Raw genomic sequence first — 21,262 nt, forward strand, 5'->3', positions numbered from 1 at the left:
AGGAAAGGCCCTGGAGATACCCCACAGCCCCGAAAAAGGGCCAGTCAGAGTCTTAACTGACTGGCATTAGAGCAAGTCTCCCGGTTTTTTTTACGGTAAACGTTACAGAACCAGCGCAGCAATAGAAGCTGACAGGACGCTCACCAGGGTGGAGCCGTAAACCAGTTTCAGGCCAAAGCGAGAAACCACGTTACCCTGTTCTTCGTTCAGGCCTTTAATCGCACCGGCGATAATACCGATGGACGAGAAGTTCGCGAAGGAGACCAGGAATACGGACAGAATGCCTTCCGCACGTGGAGAGAGCGTGCTGGCGATTTTCTGCAGATCCATCATCGCAACGAATTCGTTAGAAACCAGTTTGGTCGCCATGATACTGCCCACCTGCAGCGCTTCATGAGCCGGAACACCCATCACCCATGCGACAGGGTAGAAGATGTAGCCCAGGATGCCCTGGAAGGAGATGCCCAGCACTGCGGCGAACAGGGCGTTCAGTGCGGAGATCAGGGCGATAAAGCCGATCAGCATCGCGGCTACGATAATCGCCACTTTGAAACCGGCCAGGATGTACTCACCCAGCATTTCGAAGAAGCTCTGACCTTCGTGCAGGTTAGACATCTGGATGTTCTCTTCGCTGGCGTCAACGCGATACGGGTTGATAAGCGACAGAACGATAAAGGTGCTGAACATATTCAGAACCAGCGCTGCAACCACATATTTTGGCTCCAGCATGGTCATGTACGCGCCCACGATAGACATGGAAACGGTAGACATCGCGGTTGCCGCCATGGTGTACATGCGGTTACGGGACATTTTGCCGAGGATATCTTTATACGCGATGAAGTTCTCAGACTGACCGAGGATCAGGGAACTTACGGCGTTGAAAGATTCCAGCTTGCCCATGCCGTTTACTTTGGATAACAGGAAACCAATGCCACGAATAACGAACGGCAGAACGCGGATGTGCTGCAGAATACCGATCAGCGCGGAGATGAAGACGATTGGGCACAGTACCTTCAGGAAGAAGAATGCCAGACCTTCGTCGTTCATTTTACCGAAGACAAAGTTTGTCCCTTCGTTGGCAAATCCGAGCAGTTTTTCGAACATTTCGGAGAAGCCTTTCACGAAGCCGAGGCCTACGTTGGAGTTCAGGAAGAACCACGCAAGTAAAACTTCAATGACCAGCAGCTGGACAACATAACGAATACGAATTTTTTTGCGGTCTGTGCTGACCAGCAATGCGAGTGCAGTAACGACAACAAGTGCCAGGACAAAATGAAGGACGCGGTCCATATTTGCTCCAAATATGAGGCAGGTTTAATTTTCGTGCACATTCTATGTAACAACCGAAAAGAAAACGAGATCAGGGACACACTATAGTTACATCCTGTGACGAGTCTCAAAATTAGTGATCCACAATACATTTTTGTTATGTTAGGTAAATGAGTGAAAAGTTAAGTTTGTGTGCTACGCTTCACAAATGACCGCGCATTTTCACATTCTGTGATGTCGCACCACCTGCCCATCTATTGTTCTTAGCTATCAGAGAAATCATTTTAAACTCTCTAAATGATCTTGATAATCATTCTCACTTTGATAGCATTAAACATAGCAAAGGCTATATTTCCAGAGGCAGATAATGACAAACAGTCGCGTAGAGGGTAGCAGTGGTAGAGCCGCGCGCAAGTTGCGGTTCGCATTAATGGGACCTGCTTTTATTGCTGCCATCGGCTATATCGATCCGGGTAATTTTGCGACCAATATTCAGGCCGGGGCCAGTTTCGGCTATAAGCTGCTGTGGGTGGTCGTCTGGGCAAACCTGATGGCGATGCTGATTCAGATGCTCTCTGCAAAACTGGGGATTGCCACGGGTAAAAACCTGGCGGAGCAAATTCGCGACCATTATCCTCGTCCGGCGGTGTGGCTCTACTGGGTTCAGGCGGAAATTATCGCCATGGCAACCGATCTCGCTGAATTTATCGGGGCAGCGATCGGCTTTAAGCTGATTCTGGGCGTGTCGCTGTTACAGGGAGCGGTGCTGACCGGGATTGCCACATTCCTGATCCTGATGTTACAGCGTCGGGGGCAAAAACCGCTGGAGAAGGTCATTGGTGGCCTGCTGCTGTTTGTTGCTGCGGCGTACATCGTCGAGCTGATTTTCTCACAGCCGAATCTGGCGCAGCTCGCAAAAGGCATGGTGATCCCAAGCCTGCCAACCTCGGAAGCGGTTTTCCTGGCCGCCGGGGTACTTGGGGCGACCATTATGCCGCATGTCATTTATTTGCACTCCTCGTTAACCCAGCATCTGCACGGCGGGACGCGTAAAGAACGCTACTCGGCAACCAAATGGGATGTGGCAATCGCCATGACCATCGCGGGTTTTGTGAATCTGGCGATGATGGCCACCGCAGCCGCCGCTTTCCACTTTAACGGTCATACTGGTGTCGCCGATCTCGACCAGGCTTACCTCACGCTGGAGCCGTTACTGAGTCATGCTGCTGCCACGATATTTGGTCTGAGCCTGGTTGCAGCCGGTCTCTCCTCCACGGTGGTGGGGACGCTGGCAGGGCAGGTGGTGATGCAGGGATTTGTTCGCTTCCATATTCCATTGTGGGTGCGTCGTTTTATCACCATGCTTCCGTCGTTTATCGTGATTCTGATGGGGCTCGATCCAACGCGAATTCTGGTGATGAGCCAGGTGCTGCTGAGCTTTGGTATTGCGCTGGCGCTGGTGCCGCTGCTGATTTTCACCAGCAATAAAACTCTGATGGGCGAACTGGTTAATACGACGCTGGTGAAACGGGCCGGGTGGGCCATCGTGGTGGTCGTCGTGGCGCTGAACTTGTGGTTGTTGGTGGGAACCGCGCTGGGTCTTTAACAAAAAAGGAGCCGCAGGGGCTCCTTTTGGATTAGTGATGATGGCCGTGACCATGACCTTTGCCGCGACCCCAGCCGCGACGGTCGTCACGATCCCGCCAGCCTTCACGGTAACCGCGCTCATAGGCGTTGTCTTTATACCAGCCGCGGTGTCTGCCGTTGTCATGTTTCCACCAGCGATCGCCGCGCCACTCATAGTGACGATGCCAGTAATCACGGTCGCGCCAGTAGCCACCGTCCCAGTATCTGCCGTAGTCGTCACGATCGCCAATTTGTAATTTTACTGATGGCAACAGGGTGATTTCGCCAGCAGTGGCGACCAGCGGGGCTGAAGCCAGTAATACCGCTGCAAGAATCAGTGACCTGAACATACTCTTTCTCCTTCACGATCGGGGCCTTCGTGGGGCCTGTTAACGCAATATTACGAGTTGGTAAAGGCTCGTTTCATCGCCTCAACTCCGAATTCCCGAGGAAGAGCACTTTTTGCTAAAAGTGGTTTTATTTTGAACTGCTCAGGATCTGGTCAATTAGAGAAAGTTCTTCTGCGGTAAACTGGCGGTTTTCCAGCATACCCACGGCATCATCAATCTGAGCCGTTTTGCTGGCCCCGATTAGCACCGACGTGACCTCCTCATGGCGTAACACCCAGGCAAGCGCCATCTGCGAGAGTTTCTGGCCGCGGCTTTCTGCCAGGGCGTTTAGCTGGCGCACCTTCTCAAGCTTCTCTTCGGTGATCTGTTCAGGGTTAAGGAATTGACTGCCGCTTGCCGCACGGGAATCGGCGGGAATACCATTAAGATACCGGTTGGTCAACTGTCCCCCTGCCAGCGGCGAGAAGGGAATACAGCCGACCCCTTTTTCCTGCAGAACATCCAGCAAACCCTCTTCCGGCGCACGTTCGAACATCGAGTATTTCGGCTGGTGGATCAGGCAGGGCGTGCCCAGGTCATTCAGGATATCAATCGCTTTTCGCGCCAGCTCGGCAGGATAGTTGGATAACCCGACATACAGGGCTTTGCCCTGGCGCACCAATTGGTCAAGCGCTTTCATGGTTTCCTGCAGCGGTGTTTCCGGGTCAGGACGGTGATGATAGAAGATATCGACATATTCCAGCCCCATACGCTTCAGGCTTTGATCGAGGCTTGCCAGCAGATATTTGCGCGATCCCCAGTCGCCATAAGGGCCGTCCCACATGGTATATCCCGCTTTCGTGGAGACGATCAGTTCGTCGCGCCAGGGCAGGAAATCCTCCTGTAAAATACGGCCGAAATTACGCTCGGCGGACCCCGGCGGGGGACCATAGTTATTGGCAAGGTCGAAATGCGTAATACCCAGATCGAACGCGCGCTGTAAAAGTTGACGGCTATTTTCGATAAGCGTGGCGTCACCAAAGTTATGCCACAGCCCCAGCGAGACCGCGGGCAACCTGATTCCGCTTCGCCCACAGCGGCGATACTCCATTGTCTGATAACGATTTTTGTCCGGCTGATAACCCATTCGTATGACCTCTCGTGCTGAAGAGAAAAATCAGTGTATACGTTTACATTAACGTGAAAAAAAGCAGCATAGCCCAGCATTTTTTGTAAAGCATTCTTTCCATATCCTTCTTATCACCAATTCTGGACAGCCATCACGCTTATTTAATACTCAAAGTGAGGTCAACATCAGAAGGATACCTGTTTATGCGTACCCCGTACTGCGTCGCCGATTACCTGCTGGACCGTCTTACAGATTGTGGAGCCGATCATCTGTTTGGCGTGCCGGGCGACTATAACCTGCAGTTTCTCGACCACGTAATAGACAGCCCGGATATCTGCTGGGTGGGCTGTGCCAACGAGTTAAACGCCTCTTATGCCGCTGACGGATATGCCCGCTGTAAGGGCTTCGCCGCGCTGCTGACGACGTTTGGCGTCGGCGAATTAAGTGCCATGAACGGCATTGCGGGCAGCTATGCCGAGCACGTTCCGGTGCTGCATATTGTTGGCGCGCCGGGTATGGCGTCTCAACAAAGGGGGGAACTGCTGCACCATACGCTGGGCGATGGTGAGTTCCGTCATTTTTACCAAATGAGCGAGCCGATCACCGTTGCACAGGCGATCCTGACCGAACAAAACGCCTGTTATGAAATCGACCGGGTACTGACGACGATGCTCCGGGAACGTCGCCCCGGCTATTTGATGTTACCTGCCGATGTGGCAAAAAAAGCCGCTACGCCGCCTGTAAACGCTCTCACGCTCAGGAATGCCCATGCCGATAGCGCCTGCCTGAAAGCGTTCCGGGATGCTGCGGAGCGTCAACTGGCAGCGAGTAAACGTACCGCGCTGTTAGCGGATTTTCTTGTCCTGCGCCATGGGCTGAAGCACGCGCTGCAGAAGTGGGTGAAGGATGTGCCGATGGCGCATGCCACGATGCTGATGGGCAAAGGCATATTCGACGAACGTAACGCTGGTTTTTACGGTACATACAGCGGTTCAGCCAGTGCCGGTCCGGTAAAAGAGGCGATAGAGGGAGCGGATACGGTGCTGTGCATCGGCACGCGTTTTACCGATACTCTGACGGCCGGGTTTACCCATCAGTTAACGCCTGCACAGACGATAGAAGTCCAGCCTCATGCCGCCCGCGTCGGCGATATCTGGTTTACCGGCATCCCGATGGCCCAGGCCATTGAAGCGCTGCTGGAGCTGTGCAAACAGCATATTCACGATAAGCCTGTCCCGGCATCGCACAGCGCGATGAATTTCCCTCAGCCGGACGGCTCGCTTACTCAGGAGAATTTCTGGCAAACGCTGCAAACGTTTATTCGCCCGGGAGACATCATCCTGGCCGATCAGGGCACCTCGGCCTTCGGCGCGATTGACCTGCGTTTGCCTGCCGACGTGAATTTTATCGTCCAGCCGCTGTGGGGCTCGATCGGCTACACCCTGGCCGCGGCGTTCGGTGCGCAAACGGCATGCCCGAACCGGCGGGTGATTGTGCTGACGGGGGATGGCGCGGCACAGCTGACCATCCAGGAGCTCGGGTCAATGTTGCGTGATAAACAACATCCCATCATTCTGGTGCTCAACAACGAAGGATACACGGTTGAAAGGGCAATTCACGGGCCGGAACAGCGTTACAATGACATTGCGCTATGGAACTGGACGCAAATCCCGCAGGCCCTGAGCCTCGATCCTCAGGCCCAGTGCTGGCAAGTCAGTGAAGCGGAGCAGCTGGCGGACGTGCTGGAAAAAGTGGCGCATCACGAGCGGCTCTCGCTAATTGAGGTGATGCTGCCAAAAGCCGATATCCCGCCGCTGCTGGGGGCGATTACCAAAGCGCTGGAAGCGCGCAATAGCGCCTGATTATTTGTCGTTTCGCCAGGCCATCATCATCGGTTTGCCCGCCAGCAGGAGCCAGGCGGGCAACATCACGATGCAGAGCAGCGGGAACAGCGTCGAATCCGGCACCACCACCGCCGCCATAAACAGGCTCAGCCATGCATCGCGCGTCACCACCAGTACCAGCCCCAGAATAGAGCAGGATACGGTAATCGCCGCCGGAACCGCGTCGACATGCTCGTGCAGCATCAGCCCCAGCGCCACGCCGACAAACACCGCCGGGAAGATACGCCCGCCGCGGAAACCGCACGCTGCAGCAACGACAAGCGCCGCCAGCTTGATGACGGCAAACAACAGGTAATCGGACACGCTAAACACCTGGCTGAAGGCCAGCTGCTGCATTTCGTCCAGACCTTTGAACAGGGTCACCGTTCCGCCAATTGCGCCTAAAACACCGAGGATTAGCCCCCCTGTTCCCAGAATCAATACCGGATGTTTGAGTTTATGCACCAGCCGGTGCAGGCGCGGAAGACACCATACCGCCACCATGCCCAGCGCGATGGCTATCGCGACGACGATGGCGCCGCTGAATATATCTGCAATCTGCATCTCTCCGTAGTGCGGCAGAGAGAGGGAAAAATGGGGATGGAAAAACAGGCTTGTCGTCAGCGCGCCGGCAGCCGCGGCCATCAGTGGAGCGAACAGCTTATCCCAGAGCGGGACGTCGTTATCACTTGCCAACGTCTGAGAAAAGATCAGGGCAGCAGCGACAGGCGTGCCAAAAAGCGCCCCGATGGTGCCTGCGGAGGCGAGGATGGTCCAGTCCAGCGCGCCGACGCGAGGCAGAATGCGTGCGCCGAGGAACACCGCCAGGCCAATATTCACCGCCATAATCGGATGCTCGGGACCCAGGCTGACGCCGCCCGCCAGGCCCACGATCAACGCGACGATCAGCCCCGGCAGTGCAGAGGGGGGAACCGGAGCGCCAATCAGGGGTTCCAGCGCCGGGTCCGGTCCGGCGTGGCCGGGACTGAAACGGATCGCCAGACCCACCGCAATACCGGTTAACGTCAGCATCAGGATGATCCACGCCGAAGAATCCGCGGTGACCCCCAGTTTTGCCGGAAGCGCTGTCCATAAGAGAGTTTGCAGCACCGACGCGATTTTCATCACGACGATAAGGACCAGGCTTGAGGCCACGCCAATGATCAGCGCCGGAATTGCCAGCAACAGCATGGTTCTGGCTCGCGGGTGGAGCATGATGATTTCCTTGTACAAAATGCAATGACGTTACTTTGCATATTAAGCCTTATGGCAATAGTGCAAAAGGTGCTGAAACGGTAAAGTTATTCTGTGACGAAGATCGATAATCCACGGGCATTCACCTTCCGGTCGTTGTTGTTATCACGCCTTGAATTTACAGTGTCCGAAAGATTTATTCTGACTTTAGCGGAGCAGTAGAAGAATGACAAAGTATGCTTTGGTAGGCGATGTGGGCGGCACGAACGCGCGTCTCGCATTATGCGATGTAAGTAGCGGTGAAATTTCTCGGGCGAAGACCTACTCAGGGCTGGATTACCCAAGCCTTGAGGCCGTTGTTCGCGTCTATCTGGAAGAGCATCAGGTGAGCGTCGAAGACGGCTGCATCGCCATTGCCTGCCCGATAACCGGCGACTGGGTCGCAATGACCAACCATACCTGGGCATTCTCCATCGCAGAGATGAAAAAGAATCTCGGTTTTGCGCATCTGGAAATCATCAATGACTTCACCGCGGTGTCCATGGCGATCCCGATGCTGAAGCCGGAGCACCTGATTCAGTTTGGCGGCGCTGAACCGGTCGAAGGCAAGCCGATTGCGGTTTACGGCGCCGGTACCGGCCTGGGCGTGTCGCACCTGGTGCATGTTGCTCAGCGCTGGGTGAGCCTGCCGGGTGAAGGCGGCCATGTGGACTTTGCGCCAAACAGCGAAGAAGAGGGCATTATCCTCGAAGAGTTACGCGCGGAGATCGGCCACGTTTCCGCCGAGCGCGTCCTGTCAGGGCCGGGGCTGGTGAACCTGTATCGTGCGATTGTGAAATCGGACGGTCGTCTGCCGGAAAACCTGCAGCCGAAAGACGTCACTGAACGCGCGCTGGCGGACAGCTGCATCGACTGCCGTCGCGCTCTTTCGCTGTTCTGCGTTATTATGGGACGGTTCGGCGGCAACCTGGCGCTAACGCTGGGCACCTTTGGCGGGGTCTATATTGCGGGCGGGATCGTGCCGCGCTTCCTCGACTTCTTTAAAGCCTCCGGTTTCCGCGGCGGGTTTGAAGATAAAGGGCGTTTCAGAAGCTACGTACAGGACATTCCCGTTTATCTCATCGTGCATGATAACCCAGGCCTGCTGGGTTCGGGTGCCCATCTGCGTCAGGTTCTCGGTCAAATTCTCTGATGTATCATTACCCTCTCCCGCGGGAGAGGGCTCTTTCGTTACAGGTGCATCAGCTGGCGGAATTCTTTCACTTTGCTGCGGCTCACCGGCACCTGAAAATCCAAATCCTTAAGGCGCAAAATATAGGTGTTGTTAAACCACGGTTCGATCTCGCGGATCTTATTTAAATTGACGCAAAACGAACGGTGGCAGCGGAAAAAGTGGGCTGCCGGAAGCTTGCTGCAGAATTCGGTAATGTTCATCGCCATGACATACGATTCCCGCCGCGTATAGACAAACGTCATCTTTTCGTGCGCTTCGGCGTAGTAGATATCGTTGACCGGGGTCACGATGATGCGCTCATCTTTGACCAGATTAATGGTGTCGTTTTCCCGTATCGTCGGGCTGGCGGTAGCCGGAGCGCTCTGTTGCTGCCATGCGGCCTCCAGCTTTTGCAGCATGCTGACAATTCGCGACTCCTGGTAAGGCTTCAGAATATAGTCAAATGCCTCCAGCTCGAAGGCTTCCACGGCATGCTCTTTCCATGCGGTAACGAACACAATAAACGGCTTATGGGCAAACTGATTGATATTTTGCGCCAGCAGCACGCCGTCCAGCGAGGGAATATTGATATCCAGAAAAATCGCGTCAACCCGGTTATGCTGCAGAAACTTCAGCACGTCCAGACCATCATCAAACGTACCCACAATCTCCATCTGGCTGTGGGTTTTGATAAGCCAGGTTAGCTCCTGTTGAGCCAGGAATTCATCTTCAACGATGATGACTTTCATATTACTCACCCTGAGGTAATAAAGATGTCGACGCATGAACAGGGGAGCGCTCATTCGGGACGTAAAAAGCGATTTCAGTGCCTGGTTCAAGACGATGAATATGCAGCCCGTCGCCGTAGAGAAGCTTGACTCTGTGGTGCACGTTCAGCAGCCCGATTTTATTCCCGGGCATCTCGTTAGACTCCACGCGCTCAATGACTTTTGGGTCAATCCCGTGGCCGGTATCGCGTACCGCAATTCGCACCCGGTTGCCGCTTTCGGTGATGCTGATGGTGACCACACCTTTGCCTTTACAGGGCTGAATACCGTGAACAATCGCGTTTTCAACCAGCGGCTGGATCAGCAGGCTCGGGATCACGCAGTTGACCTCTTCATCAATATCGTAAATCACCGTGAGCTTGTCGCCAAAGCGCGCCTGTTCAATCGCGATATAGTCTTTGATCTGATAAAGCTCTTTTTTAATGTCGATCTGCTCGTCATCTTTCAGTTCGATGTTGTAGCGCAGATAGCGCGACAGGTTAAAAATCAGCTGGCGCGCGGTGTCCGGATTCAAACGAATGGAAGAGGAGATAGCGTTGAGCGCGTTAAACAGGAAATGGGGATTAATTTTGCTCTGCAGCGCGCGCAGCTCTGCCTTATTTGCCATCTCACGCAGCTGTTCTGCCCGGGAGACCTCAAGCTGAGTAGAGATAATCTGCGACAGGCCAATGGCCATCTCCTGCAGCGTGGAGGTGATCTGATGCGCGTGGCAGTAATAAATTTTCAGCGTGCCCGTCACAACGCCTTTTTCCCATAGCGGGATCACCAGCATCGAGTGAATTTCCGGCGTTCGGTGAGCTTCATCATTGTTTTTAATGATGATTTTTCCGTAGTTAATCGCCTGTCTGGTGGTCGGACTAATGGTGTCATCACTGTCGCGATAGTTGTGCTCCCCGACGCCTACGTAGGCCAGCACGTGGTCGATATTGGTGATGGCGACGGCGTCAGCGTGAATGTCGTGGCGGATAATCTCGCAGACCTGGCGCAGCGACTCCGCGTTAACGTGGCGAAAGAGCGGCAGCGTTTTGTTGGCAATATCCAGCGCCAGCTTGGCCTGACGGGCGGCGCTGGCCTCTTTTTCCCCTTCAACGCTCTGCACCAGCAACACGATAAAACCGATGCAGACGCTGCCCAGGATCATGGGAATACCGATTTTCGAGACGATATCCAGCCCCAGCGCGGTGGTGGGGGCCCAGACGACGACAAGGATCATGGTCAGCGTTTCGCACACCATGCCCGCAGCAATCCCGGCGCGCCAGCGCTGTTTTTTGGGGATCTTGCGGCCGATCCAGCCGGAAAGCACCCCGGCGATAATGCTGGTGATAAAGCATGGCACTGCCGTTACGCCACCGATATCAATCAGGTAGCGATGGGTCCCGGCAATCACGCCGGTGATGACACCCACCCACGGGCCAAACAAAATTCCGCCGGACATGACGGCGATAATGCGCACGTTAACCAGCGAACCCTCTACCGGCACCCCGGACCAGGTGCTGAACAGTGCGAACAGGGAAAAGATGGCGGTAACCGCCAGCAGCTCTTTCGGCGAGTGTGCGGATTTATGCAAAAGCTCGCGAAACAGGCGAATGCGAATCAGGAAGAACAGGCAAATCAGCATTAATGCCGCACGGTCAAAAACCGCCAGCAGCATAGTGAATATCTCGTGCACGGAGCAGACCTGGGCAAACGGGAAAGAACCATGATAAAAAACCTGGGGCGTATTGACCAGCTATCCGTCGGGTTTATCAAATGAGGAAAAACCATATTTTACAAAGGGGATTGTCAGGTGAGGATTGATGCTACCCGATTTTTTCTCAACGCCAAATCACCAGGTAACTGTTTTGATATCATTGTGTTAAATAACGGCTAACGGAAAGCCAATATCAGAACCCTGTTTCCATTTTCAGGCATTGCAGTGTTCCGGTTTTCACGCGGGCGCTTTTTTTTCATTTCCCTCTCGACAGGGTGTTTTTTTTCAGGTTATTTTCTAAGCACGCCACATCGGTGGCAGCGTCGCTCGGACGGTCCGGGCGCTAACGTTAATCTGAGGAATCTATGGCTGAATTCAGTCCTGAACGCCGTTTTACGCGTATCGATCGTCTCCCCCCTTATGTTTTCAATATCACTGCTGAACTGAAGATGGCTGCGCGTCGGCGCGGCGAAGATATTATCGATTTCAGCATGGGTAACCCTGACGGCCCAACGCCACCGCATATCGTTGAAAAGCTCTGCACGGTTGCCCAGCGCCCGGATACGCACGGCTACTCAACCTCGCGCGGTATTCCCAGGTTACGTCGCGCGATCTCGCGCTGGTATCAGGATCGTTATCAGGTTGATATCGATCCTGAAAGTGAGGCGATTGTCACCATCGGCTCGAAAGAAGGGCTGGCACATCTGATGCTGGCCACGCTGGATCACGGTGATACGGTGCTGGTACCCAATCCAAGTTACCCAATCCATATCTACGGCGCGGTGATTGCCGGGGCGCAGGTTCGCTCTGTTCCGCTGGTGGAAGGTGTAGATTTCTTTAACGAACTGGAACGTGCCATTCGCGAAAGCTACCCGAAACCCAAGATGATGATCCTCGGTTTCCCGTCGAACCCAACGGCCCAGTGCGTGGAGCTTGATTTCTTCGAGAAAGTTGTCGCTCTGGCCAAGCGTTATGACGTGCTGGTGGTTCATGATTTAGCCTACGCCGATATCGTCTATGACGGCTGGAAAGCCCCGTCGATAATGCAGGTTCCGGGCGCGCGTGACGTGGCGGTGGAGTTCTTTACCCTGTCGAAAAGCTACAACATGGCGGGCTGGCGTATTGGCTTTATGGTGGGTAACAAAACGCTGGTAAGTGCACTGGCGCGCATCAAGAGTTACCACGATTACGGTACCTTCACGCCGCTGCAGGTTGCCGCTATTGCCGCTCTGGAGGGCGATCAGCAGTGCGTTCACGACATTGCTGCTCAGTATAAACGTCGCCGCGACGTACTCGTAAAAGGGTTACATGAGGCTGGCTGGATGGTGGAGATGCCGAAAGCGTCCATGTACGTCTGGGCGAAAATTCCGGAACCGTACGCAGCGATGGGTTCGCTGGAGTTTGCTAAAAAGCTGCTGCAGGACGCGAAGGTGTGTGTGTCCCCGGGTATCGGCTTTGGTGATTATGGCGACACCCACGTGCGCTTTGCTTTAATCGAAAACAGCGACCGTATTCGTCAGGCGGTGAGGGGCATCAAGAGTATGTTCCGGGCCGATGGCCTGCTCTCAGCAAAGAGCGTTGCTGAAAACCCCGTGTCCTCATGACAAAAAAACAGGAGCCAAATGGCTCCTGTTTTTTTGACTGCATGTTCTCACTAGATCATCAGGGCAAAGGTTCCGGCCCAGACTAAAACGATCACCGAAATGCCCATAAAGAAATATTTCACGTTTCATCGCTCCGCGTATCTTGTGGTACGCATTTAAAAACAGAGTCCAACTGATTATAGAGAACTGAAATCCCGGCTAAACAGAAATGAGAATTTTCCCGTTACGCCGATGACTCCCGCTCAGAATTCTGTGCTTTCCTGGTGCCAGACGGCGCTAATGTACGCTTAAAAATGAGGAGTGACAAGAGGGATTTTTTTAAATAATTTCCGCCACTTACGAGTGTCGTGGAACGGCGACAGTTTGATTTCACAGCGCAATAAATTCACTTTGGGCGACGCCATCAAAGACGGTTTTGCAGTGAGATGACAGGTGATTGAAAAGGCTAGTTTCTTAGCGAAACTAACCTTCATGCAGGGCTTAAATATAGAGGGAGGCTTCGCCAAGAGGACGCGTTTTGAAACGGCGATGCATCCAGAGATATTGCTCCGGTGCGCGCATGATTTCAGTTTCGATGACCTTATTGATAAACGCAGCCGCTTCACACTCGTTTTCCGGATAGTTAGCCATTTCCGGAGAGATGTGCAGACGGTAGCCTGACTTATCCGCTTTTCTCACCATCGTCACGGTCAGCATGGAGGCACCTGACAAACGCGAAATGACGAAAGTCCCGTTGGTCGTCGCTACATCCTTCACGGCAAAGAAGGGGGCAAAGCTGCTGCCTTTGCGTCCGTAATCCTGGTCAGGAGCGAACCAGACGGCCTCACCTTTCTTCAGGGCGCCAACCATACCGCGCAGGTTGCTACGGCTGATCATCGCTTTATTGGAGCGCATGCGGCCTCGCGTCTGAACCCACTCCATTAGTGCACTGTTGTGCGGTCTGTAGGTTGCCATCATTGGCTGACAAAGGCCCATCACGCGCCCGCCAAGCTCCAGGGACATAAAGTGCACGCCAACAACCATCACGCCGCGTTTTTGCAGCTGAGCGCGTTTAAGGTTGTCCAGTCCTTCTACATCAAACCATTTGCGGACGCGTTCATCCGGCCAGAACCAGGCCATGCCGGTTTCAAGCAGCGCCATGCCGATGGATTTAAAGTTTTCAGAGATCAGTTTTTCGCGCTCTTCAGCATTGTACTGAGGAAAGCAAAGCTCGATGTTTTTACGCGCGATAGATTCGCGACGCTTCAGGAAATAGCGGGATGCGCTGCCCAGTTTCGACCCCAGCATACGCAGCACAGGGTAGGGGAGTTGTACCAGCAGCCAGAGAACGCCAAGACCAAACCATGTAAACCAGTAACGCGGGTGTAAAAACGCGCGTTGAAATTTGGATTGAGACAAAATAGAGAAACCTATGTAGAGCCGGTGAAAGTAACGCTTAGTGCGATACCACGTGCCTATTAGACCGTAGTACAAGGTCATGGTTGCAGGCTTTACCGATCTTTACGGCGTTACCTGGCCATAGCTGACGTTGGGTGGGCGGTATAATGTAACACCGTTATACGATATGTGCTATTACTCGTTTTTGATTAAAAAAGCGACGATCCAGGAGGTGTTTGATTTTACAGATTTTATAAACAGCCGCATTGAGAGCCCCCCTCCTTCTTGCGCGGCGAGCAGAAGCCTCTGCGCAAGGATAAAGTCAATTCACGAACAAGCACGGTATTAATGATTGACGACTCGTTAAGTATCCGGAAATGAATTTTTTACTACATATAATAAATAAGAATTTTCATAAGGAAAAATCTTATTTATTATTCATGCCATCAATAAAATATTCACTTTTCATATTTCTTTCGTATCTTCTTTTTTGCGTCCCTCAATAGCTTCTTTCAGTTAATTCATGCTTTTTTGACAAAGTGTCGTGATGCAAATCAAAATAAGTTGTTTTTATTAGTATCTCACTGGTTGCGATCCTTTTAACGATATAAATATTTGGTTTGCGCGAAAAGAGTAGTTCCTTTTTCTGCCTTGGCAGGGCATTACACAATAATAGTTTAGCAGAAAATTCTTAAGAAATTTCTCATTGCGGGTTAATGATCTGCGTATTTGATTTTGTGTCGATCATTATTCTATGATTGCGCATCAACGCGATACCGTGAAGTTGGCATAGCAAAACCAAAGAGGGATGATGAGATGGCTGACAGTTTTCAAAATGAAGTGCCTAAGGCACGTATTAACCTAAAGCTTGACCTGCATACTGGCGGAGCAAGCAAGAAAATGGAATTACCATTGAAATTGCTTGTTGCGGGTGATTTTAGTAATGGGCAGGACACGGCGCCAATATTTGAGCGCGAAAAGGTTAATATCACGAAGAACAATTTTGATAGCGTTCTTTCCGAATATTCCCCAAAAGTTAATCTGACCGTTAAAAATACGCTGGCTGATGATGGCGGTGAGGACAACATTCAGCTGACTTTCCAGAGCATGAAAGATTTCACGCCAGAGCAGGTGGCAGCTCAGATACCGCAACTGAAGGCGATGCTGGCGATGCGCAACTTGCTCCGTGATTTGAAAGCCAACCTTTTGGACAACCAGACTTTCCGAAAAGAGCTGGAAAAAATCGTTCTTGACCAGTCGCTTAGCGCTGAGTTGCGAAATGAATTATCCGCACTGGCGTCAAAAAAATCCTAACCATCAGGCTGTTTTAACGGATTAATCAAGGAATGCTCATGTCTGTACAAAATAATATTACTGGCGGTGAAAGCGTGGTGCTGGAGCGCCCAGCAGCGGGTGGGGTTTACGCTTCCCTGTTTGAGAAAATCAATCTGAGCCCGGTCTCTGAGCTGAGCGCGCTGGATATCTGGCAAGATGCGCAGGCGATGTCGGATGCCACCGCCGATGAACGTCTGACTGCAGGTATGCAGGTCTTTCTGGAGTGTCTGACCAAAGCAGGCTCGAAAGTCGAAAAACTGGATAAAAGCCTGATTGATCACCATATCGCTGAGCTTGATTTTCAGATCAGCCGCCAGCTGGACGCTGTAATGCACCATGATGAATTTCAGGCGGTTGAGAGCCTGTGGCGCGGTGTGAAGTCGCTGGTGGATAAAACCGATTTTCGCCAGAATGTGAAAATTGAGCTTCTGAGTATGTCTAAAGAAGACCTGCGCCAGGACTTTGAAGACTGTCCGGAGGTGATCCAGAGTGGTCTGTATAAACACACCTACATCGACGAATATGATACCCCGGGCGGCGAGCCGATTGCGGCGCTGATTTCCGCTTACGAGTTCGACGCTTCAGCGCAGGATGTCGCTCTGCTGCGCAATATCTCTAAAGTCTCTGCTGCGGCACATATGCCGTTTATCGGCTCGGCAGGCCCGAAATTCTTCCTCAAGGAGTCAATGGAAGACGTTGCGGCGATTAAAGATATTGGTAACTATTTTGACCGCGCCGAGTACATCAAGTGGAAATCGTTCCGCGATACGGACGACGCGCGCTACATCGGTCTGGTGATGCCCCGCGTACTGGGTCGTTTGCCGTATGGTCCGGATACCGTTCCGGTTCGCAGCTTCAATTATGTCGAAGAAGTCAAAGGTCCGGATCACGACAAATACCTGTGGACCAACGCATCGTTTGCTTTTGCGTCCAACATGGTGCGCAGCTTTATCAATAATGGCTGGTGTGTACAGATCCGTGGGCCACAGGCTGGTGGTGCGGTTCAGGACCTGCCTATCCATCTGTACGATCTCGGTACTGGCAATCAGGTAAAAATCCCGAGCGAAGTGATGATTCCTGAAACCCGTGAATTCGAATTTGCGAATCTGGGCTTCATTCCTTTGTCCTACTACAAAAACCGCGACTATGCCTGCTTCTTCTCGGCTAACTCCACGCAGAAACCGGCGCTGTATGACACCGCAGATGCAACGGCGAACAGCCGCATCAATGCGCGTCTTCCGTACATCTTCCTGCTGTCGCGTATCGCCCACTACCTGAAGCTGATTCAGCGCGAAAACATTGGCACCACTAAGGATCGCCGACTGCTTGAGTTGGAACTGAATACCTGGGTCCGCAGCCTGGTGACCGAAATGACCGATCCGGGCGATGAACTTCAGGCGTCTCACCCACTGCGTGACGCGAAGGTAGTGGTGGAAGACATTGAGGACAACCCGGGCTTCTTCCGCGTGAAATTGTACGCTATCCCGCACTTCCAGGTGGAAGGGATGGACGTCAATTTGTCGCTGGTTTCCCAGATGCCGAAAGCGAAATCGTAAAAACAGGCAGGAAGCCGATGAAAACGGAACAACCGTTATGGGGTAGGGGCATTATGGTTTCTCCCCAGCATTTTCAGCAACAGGTCGCGTATGCGGCCTGGTCTGCCGAATGTATTGCCCGGCTGGGACTCATCTCACCCTGGGGGGTCATTGACGCCACTTTCGAACCGGAATCTCTCAAGCTTGGACGTCTCCAGGCCCGTCATCTGCATGTCCGTTTTCAGGACGGAACGCTGATTGATACAGACAATGCAGATTCTCTGCCGCCTGTGTTGTCGCTTGAAAGTGAATCGCAGGAAGTGACGGTGATGCTGGCGCTTCCGCTTCTGCGGGCGAATGGCGGTAACTGCCTTAAACCCGATGAAGTGGCCGAGCGCCCGGTGCGTTATCGCCAGCGCTGGCGGGATGTGCGCAATGCATTTGGGGAAGACACCCGTCAGATTGCGGTGATGCAACCGGAACTGACGCTGCGTTTTGACCATCAGAACAACAGCGATTATCTGACTTGTCCGGTCGCCCGCCTGCAGCAAGATTCGCAGGGTGCATGGCAATTAGATGAGACGTTTCTCCCCCCTCTGTTGACCATTCATGGCAGCCGCTGGCTGGTGACGCAACTGGAACAGCTAATGACCCAACTGCGGGCTCGACTCTGTCGTCTGATGGCAATGCGGCGCGAAAGCAATGAGCGTATGGCTGACTTTGCCGTGGCAGATGTATCGCTTTTCTGGCTACTCAACGCGCTGAACAGCGCAGAGCCCGTGCTTGGTCAGTTCCAGCGTAACCTGCAAAGCCCACCGGAACGTCTGTATCCGGAGCTTTCTCGCCTGGCGGGGAGCTTGCTGACATTTTCTCTGGAGCACCAGGTGAACGCCATTCCGGTCTGGCATCATGAGCAACTCAACGCGGTATTTCCGCCGTTGTTTGATTTACTTAGCGATCTGCTTGAAGCCAGTCTGCCGTCCCGCGTGGTGGCTCTGACGCTCGACTATGACCCACGACTGCACTTCTGGCAGGCTCGCCTGCATGACCCGCGTCTGCGCGAAGGAGCGGATTACTATCTTTCTGTACGGTCGCCGATACCGGTGGCGCAGTTGCAGGAACAGTTCCCGCGCCAGTGTAAAGTGGGCAGTCCTGACCATGTGCGTGGGATCGTCAACTCATCCCGCGTGGGTGTACCGCTGATGCCGCTGCGTCATGTGCCAGCCGCCATTCCGCTGCGCCTGGAAAATCAGTATTTCAGTCTCGACCTCTCGCATCCTTTGGCGGCCGAAATGCTCCAGAGCGGGACATGCATGTTTTACGTCCCGGGCATGCTTGGTGAGCCTGAACTTGAACTCTTTGCGGTACTGAGAACATGAGTGAGCGTAAACGCGGCATTGCCGTGCCTGTTGATATTGACGCACTGCTGCAGGATACCTGGCTTCAGGTCATCAGCCTTCGCCATGGCCCGCTGTTTCAGGAAGGTGAAGGTCGGGTCTTATGGGAACGCTGTATCGCTGATGTAGAGCGCGTTCAGCGTGAACTAAAAGCGAGTGAGCTCGATGAAGCCAGCTGTAGGCATATCCTCACTGCACAATGTGCATTGCTTGATGAAGCGGTAAAAGGCCGCGGTGTAGAGGATGATGCCTGTGTGCAGTGGTATGACATTCCTTTGCAGGGACACTTCCTCGGCACGATGGATGCCGGTGACACCTTGTGTGACAGGATGCGCGATGTGCTGCGTGAACCTGCACCAGACAATGCCGTACTGACCTGCTTTCAGCGGGTAATGATGCTCGGTTTTCTGGGTAGTTACCGCTCGCTAAGCGATCCTGAGCGTCAGAAGCTGGTCAGCGCCCTCAATGAACGTGTTACGCCGTTCAGCTATCCGCAGACTCACCCTGTTCTGGCAGAGAGTCGCACCGGACGGGGGACGGGAGGCTGGCTGGCGTCATGGCCCGCTCGTATCGGCCTGAGCGTGATTGTTCTTGCCGCGCTCTGGTGGGGACTGGATCAATGGCTCGATCAGATGCTGCTGACCCTGTTGCCGGGAGTCATAAAATGAGTCCTGTACAACAGCGCGGGCTTGCGCTGTGGGCCGCCCTGCTGAGTGCTGTGGTATGCCTGGCTTTTTTGCCGTTATCCCGGCTGGCTTCAGTGCTCGTTCTGCTGGCGATGATCGGGGTTATCGTCGCGTTCTGGTATATCGCCAGACCTCGTGCGGAGCATGACGCCAGCCTGCGTCTGGATGACCTTCCTGAAACCACTTACCGTCAACCTGTGGTGCTGGTTTGTGGTGATATGCCTCTGACCTGGCCGCAACAGTCACCGGTACTGACCGTCACGCAGGGATGCTGGATCCGCGTTGAGGATCATCAGGATCTGGAGCAGGTGGCCCGTCAGGTACTGTTGCAGCGCCCGGACTGGGGGCGTCAGCTGTCGGTGATGGTCAGTGTCTGTCCGCAGAAACATGTCGACAGCGAAGCCCTGACAAGTCGTCTGTTGGCTTTGCGCTGGCAAATTAGTCAGTTGCGTAAAGAAACGGGACATTCTGTGCCATTGATTCTGAATGGTCAGATAGGCAGTGCGATGACGGATGACATGCTCTGGCAGGCCGCTATTCCGGGTGAAGGGTGGACTGTCTGGCGTGAGTCGAATGCGCCTTGTTCAATTGCCGCATGGGTCACCACCGGCGGTGCGCCTGTGATGCAGCAGCAGGTGCTGATGAATAGCCTGATGAGTTGGTTCCATCAGCATGTCCAGGCGGTATTCATCGATGATAATCCTGATGTTCCGGCCATTGCACCTGCAGCAATGCTGTGGGGAATGGGGCCGATTCTTGCCGGAAGCCTTGCGTCATCGGCCTGGACGGCGTGGTTGTCGCGTCATACCGCCATGCAGCAGGTGTCTGGCTGGCACCCAGTGGGAACGGACAGTACGGTGATCTCCCCACTTCCGGATTTCATCCTGCCACAGCTACCGGAAGGGGGAGGACTCACTCCCCGTGCCCGGACCTGGCGCTGCGTCCTTGGCATTTTCACCCTGGCTGCTATCACCGCGCTGCTTTGTAGTGGCTGGAATAATCGCCAGCTATTGCATCGCGTGAGCTTCGATATTGTCCGTTACGATCGCATTTCTATGGATGACTACGGTCCGAAAGCCGACGCCGTTGCCGTCCTGCACAAGGATGCGGCATTGCTGGATGACCAGGCGCGTAACGGCGTACCGGCCCGATTAGGCCTGGGGCTTTATCAGGGGGAGCGACTCCGGATGCCGGTGCTGGAGGCCATCCGTTCGTATGTTCCTCCGCCCCCCAAACCTCAGCCGCAGCCCAAACCAGTACCGAAAATTGTGCGCCTCGACAGCATGTCGCTGTTCGATACCGGCAGATACGACCTTAAACCCGGTTCGACGAAGCTGCTGGTCAATTCCCTGGTCGGTATCAAAGCAAAACCGGGCTGGCTGATTGTTGTGTCAGGGCATACCGATAACACCGGCAATCCACAACTGAACCAGACGCTGTCCCTGAAACGTGCCGAAGCGGTACGCAACTGGATGCGTGACACCGGCGACGTGCCGGAAAGCTGTTTTGCGGTGCAGGGTTATGGCGAAAGTCGTCCTGCCGCAACCAACGACACTCCGGAAGGGCGGGCGCTCAACCGTCGTGTCGAAATCAGTCTGGTACCGCAGGCCAATGCCTGTCAGATACCCGACAAAAACCCGGCGTCATCGCAGGATGATGACGTTTCACTACACAATGGAGAGTAATTCCATGGCAATTCCTGTTTATCTTTGGCTGAAGGACGACGGCGGCGCGGACATTAAAGGGTCTGTGGACGTTCAGGATCGTGAAGGCAGCATCGAAGTGGTGGCACAGCAGCACAACCTGTACATCCCGACCGATAACAACACCGGCAAGCTGACCGGGACCCGTATCCACACCCCGTTCCTGTTCACTAAGGAAATCGACTCCTCCAGCCCGTACCTGTACAAGGCGGTGACCACGGGTCAGACCCTGAAATCCGCTGAGTTCAAGTGGTACAAAATCAACGATGCGGGCCAGGAAGTGGAGTACTTCAACACCAAACTTGAAAACGTCAAGGTGGTGAAAGTGAACCCGGTAATGCACGACATCAAGGATCCTTCTTTCGAGAAGCATAACCACCTTGAGCAGATCGAGCTGCGTTACGAAAAAATCACCTGGACCTACAAAGACGGCAACATCATTCATTCCGATTCCTGGAACGAACGCGCCACCGCGTAATCCTGATGCGGGCAGGTTTTTCCTGC

Annotated in this window: 18 protein-coding genes; 10 read left to right on the plus strand and 8 right to left on the minus strand. The window is 53.7% G+C overall.

From position 1 onward, the window contains the following. Positions 1-102: 102 nt before the first annotated feature. Positions 103-1,290, minus strand: a complete 1,188-nt coding sequence (locus tag IM303_RS21070; protein ID WP_008501591.1) for a NupC/NupG family nucleoside CNT transporter — start codon at positions 1,288-1,290, stop codon at positions 103-105. Positions 1,291-1,636: 346 nt separating this feature from the next. On the opposite strand from IM303_RS21070, the gene IM303_RS21075 reads away from it, so the two are divergent. Further along, complete coding sequence (locus tag IM303_RS21075) at positions 1,637-2,875, plus strand: Nramp family divalent metal transporter (protein WP_192971233.1); 1,239 nt, start codon at positions 1,637-1,639, stop codon at positions 2,873-2,875. A gap of 31 nt (positions 2,876-2,906) precedes the next feature. Here the strand turns inward: IM303_RS21075 and IM303_RS21080 are convergent, their stop codons facing one another. After that, positions 2,907-3,245 carry a DUF2502 domain-containing protein gene (locus IM303_RS21080; RefSeq protein ID WP_041908820.1) on the minus strand — a complete coding sequence of 113 codons (339 nt, stop codon included), beginning with the start codon at positions 3,243-3,245 and terminating at the stop codon, positions 2,907-2,909. Positions 3,246-3,372: 127 nt separating this feature from the next. Next, positions 3,373-4,371, minus strand: coding sequence for an L-glyceraldehyde 3-phosphate reductase (mgrA, locus tag IM303_RS21085; protein ID WP_192986437.1), 999 nt, complete (start codon positions 4,369-4,371; stop codon positions 3,373-3,375). 185 nt (positions 4,372-4,556) lie between these two features. Between mgrA and ipdC the strand changes: the two genes are divergently transcribed. Further along, positions 4,557-6,215: an indolepyruvate decarboxylase gene (gene ipdC, locus IM303_RS21090; RefSeq protein ID WP_192986439.1), complete on the plus strand. Its 1,659-nt coding sequence runs from the start codon at positions 4,557-4,559 to the stop codon at positions 6,213-6,215. On the opposite strand, the gene IM303_RS21095 is transcribed toward ipdC, so the two are convergent. Next, positions 6,216-7,451, minus strand: coding sequence for an ion channel protein (locus IM303_RS21095; protein WP_192986441.1), 1,236 nt, complete (start codon positions 7,449-7,451; stop codon positions 6,216-6,218). A 205-nt stretch (positions 7,452-7,656) separates the two neighbouring features. Between IM303_RS21095 and glk the strand changes: the two genes are divergently transcribed. Further along, the gene (gene glk / locus IM303_RS21100) at positions 7,657-8,622 is read left to right on the plus strand and encodes a glucokinase (RefSeq protein ID WP_028013981.1); all 966 of its coding nucleotides are present in this window, start codon (positions 7,657-7,659) and stop codon (positions 8,620-8,622) included. Positions 8,623-8,660: 38 nt separating this feature from the next. Here the strand turns inward: glk and IM303_RS21105 are convergent, their stop codons facing one another. Together IM303_RS21105 and IM303_RS21110 are read right to left on the minus strand one after the other, a co-directional pair. Next, positions 8,661-9,392 (minus strand): LytTR family DNA-binding domain-containing protein, encoded by a 732-nt coding sequence (locus IM303_RS21105; RefSeq protein WP_028013980.1) that lies wholly within the window; start codon positions 9,390-9,392, stop codon positions 8,661-8,663. Position 9,393: 1 nt separating this feature from the next. Next, the gene (locus IM303_RS21110) at positions 9,394-11,100 is read right to left on the minus strand and encodes a sensor histidine kinase (RefSeq protein ID WP_192986443.1); all 1,707 of its coding nucleotides are present in this window, start codon (positions 11,098-11,100) and stop codon (positions 9,394-9,396) included. Positions 11,101-11,486: 386 nt separating this feature from the next. On the opposite strand from IM303_RS21110, the gene alaC reads away from it, so the two are divergent. Then, complete coding sequence (alaC, locus tag IM303_RS21115) at positions 11,487-12,725, plus strand: alanine transaminase (protein WP_028013978.1); 1,239 nt, start codon at positions 11,487-11,489, stop codon at positions 12,723-12,725. A 50-nt stretch (positions 12,726-12,775) separates the two neighbouring features. On the opposite strand, the gene ypdK is transcribed toward alaC, so the two are convergent. Together ypdK and lpxP are read right to left on the minus strand one after the other, a co-directional pair. Further along, a complete protein-coding gene (gene ypdK / locus IM303_RS22410; protein WP_099458937.1) occupies positions 12,776-12,847 on the minus strand; it encodes a membrane protein YpdK in 72 nt (23 codons plus the stop codon). Between the two features lie 358 nt (positions 12,848-13,205). Beyond that, positions 13,206-14,126 (minus strand): kdo(2)-lipid IV(A) palmitoleoyltransferase, encoded by a 921-nt coding sequence (gene lpxP, locus IM303_RS21125; RefSeq protein ID WP_193360234.1) that lies wholly within the window; start codon positions 14,124-14,126, stop codon positions 13,206-13,208. Between the two features lie 792 nt (positions 14,127-14,918). On the opposite strand from lpxP, the gene tssB reads away from it, so the two are divergent. From tssB to hcp, 6 genes are read left to right on the plus strand one after another with little or no spacing between them, the layout of a single operon-like run. Next, positions 14,919-15,416 (plus strand): type VI secretion system contractile sheath small subunit, encoded by a 498-nt coding sequence (gene tssB / locus IM303_RS21130; protein WP_041908834.1) that lies wholly within the window; start codon positions 14,919-14,921, stop codon positions 15,414-15,416. Between the two features lie 32 nt (positions 15,417-15,448). Further along, the gene (gene tssC / locus IM303_RS21135) at positions 15,449-16,993 is read left to right on the plus strand and encodes a type VI secretion system contractile sheath large subunit (RefSeq protein ID WP_049000936.1); all 1,545 of its coding nucleotides are present in this window, start codon (positions 15,449-15,451) and stop codon (positions 16,991-16,993) included. Between the two features lie 17 nt (positions 16,994-17,010). Beyond that, positions 17,011-18,351 (plus strand): type VI secretion system baseplate subunit TssK, encoded by a 1,341-nt coding sequence (gene tssK / locus IM303_RS21140; RefSeq protein ID WP_049000934.1) that lies wholly within the window; start codon positions 17,011-17,013, stop codon positions 18,349-18,351. Then, the gene (tssL, locus tag IM303_RS21145) at positions 18,348-19,037 is read left to right on the plus strand and encodes a type VI secretion system protein TssL, short form (protein ID WP_041908837.1); all 690 of its coding nucleotides are present in this window, start codon (positions 18,348-18,350) and stop codon (positions 19,035-19,037) included. The genes tssK and tssL overlap by 4 nt, the downstream gene beginning before the upstream one ends. Beyond that, positions 19,034-20,740 (plus strand): OmpA family protein, encoded by a 1,707-nt coding sequence (locus tag IM303_RS21150; protein WP_049000930.1) that lies wholly within the window; start codon positions 19,034-19,036, stop codon positions 20,738-20,740. The genes tssL and IM303_RS21150 overlap by 4 nt, the downstream gene beginning before the upstream one ends. A gap of 4 nt (positions 20,741-20,744) precedes the next feature. After that, positions 20,745-21,236, plus strand: coding sequence for a type VI secretion system effector Hcp (gene hcp / locus IM303_RS21155; RefSeq protein ID WP_028019678.1), 492 nt, complete (start codon positions 20,745-20,747; stop codon positions 21,234-21,236). Positions 21,237-21,262: the final 26 nt, after the last annotated feature.

This window comes from Enterobacter cloacae complex sp. P38RS (assembly GCF_014930775.1).
Lineage (GTDB): Bacteria > Pseudomonadota > Gammaproteobacteria > Enterobacterales > Enterobacteriaceae > Enterobacter > Enterobacter bugandensis.

Coding starts and splice junctions, on each gene's coding strand:
- IM303_RS21070 (WP_008501591.1), bottom strand. CDS start 1,290: ATGGACCGCGTCCTTCATTTTGTCCTGGCACTTGTTGTCGTTACTGCA.
- IM303_RS21075 (WP_192971233.1), top strand. CDS start 1,637: ATGACAAACAGTCGCGTAGAGGGTAGCAGTGGTAGAGCCGCGCGCAAG.
- IM303_RS21080 (WP_041908820.1), bottom strand. CDS start 3,245: ATGTTCAGGTCACTGATTCTTGCAGCGGTATTACTGGCTTCAGCCCCG.
- mgrA (WP_192986437.1), bottom strand. CDS start 4,371: ATGGGTTATCAGCCGGACAAAAATCGTTATCAGACAATGGAGTATCGC.
- ipdC (WP_192986439.1), top strand. CDS start 4,557: ATGCGTACCCCGTACTGCGTCGCCGATTACCTGCTGGACCGTCTTACA.
- IM303_RS21095 (WP_192986441.1), bottom strand. CDS start 7,451: ATGCTCCACCCGCGAGCCAGAACCATGCTGTTGCTGGCAATTCCGGCG.
- glk (WP_028013981.1), top strand. CDS start 7,657: ATGACAAAGTATGCTTTGGTAGGCGATGTGGGCGGCACGAACGCGCGT.
- IM303_RS21105 (WP_028013980.1), bottom strand. CDS start 9,392: ATGAAAGTCATCATCGTTGAAGATGAATTCCTGGCTCAACAGGAGCTA.
- alaC (WP_028013978.1), top strand. CDS start 11,487: ATGGCTGAATTCAGTCCTGAACGCCGTTTTACGCGTATCGATCGTCTC.
- tssB (WP_041908834.1), top strand. CDS start 14,919: ATGGCTGACAGTTTTCAAAATGAAGTGCCTAAGGCACGTATTAACCTA.
- tssC (WP_049000936.1), top strand. CDS start 15,449: ATGCTCATGTCTGTACAAAATAATATTACTGGCGGTGAAAGCGTGGTG.
- tssK (WP_049000934.1), top strand. CDS start 17,011: ATGAAAACGGAACAACCGTTATGGGGTAGGGGCATTATGGTTTCTCCC.
- tssL (WP_041908837.1), top strand. CDS start 18,348: ATGAGTGAGCGTAAACGCGGCATTGCCGTGCCTGTTGATATTGACGCA.
- IM303_RS21150 (WP_049000930.1), top strand. CDS start 19,034: ATGAGTCCTGTACAACAGCGCGGGCTTGCGCTGTGGGCCGCCCTGCTG.
- hcp (WP_028019678.1), top strand. CDS start 20,745: ATGGCAATTCCTGTTTATCTTTGGCTGAAGGACGACGGCGGCGCGGAC.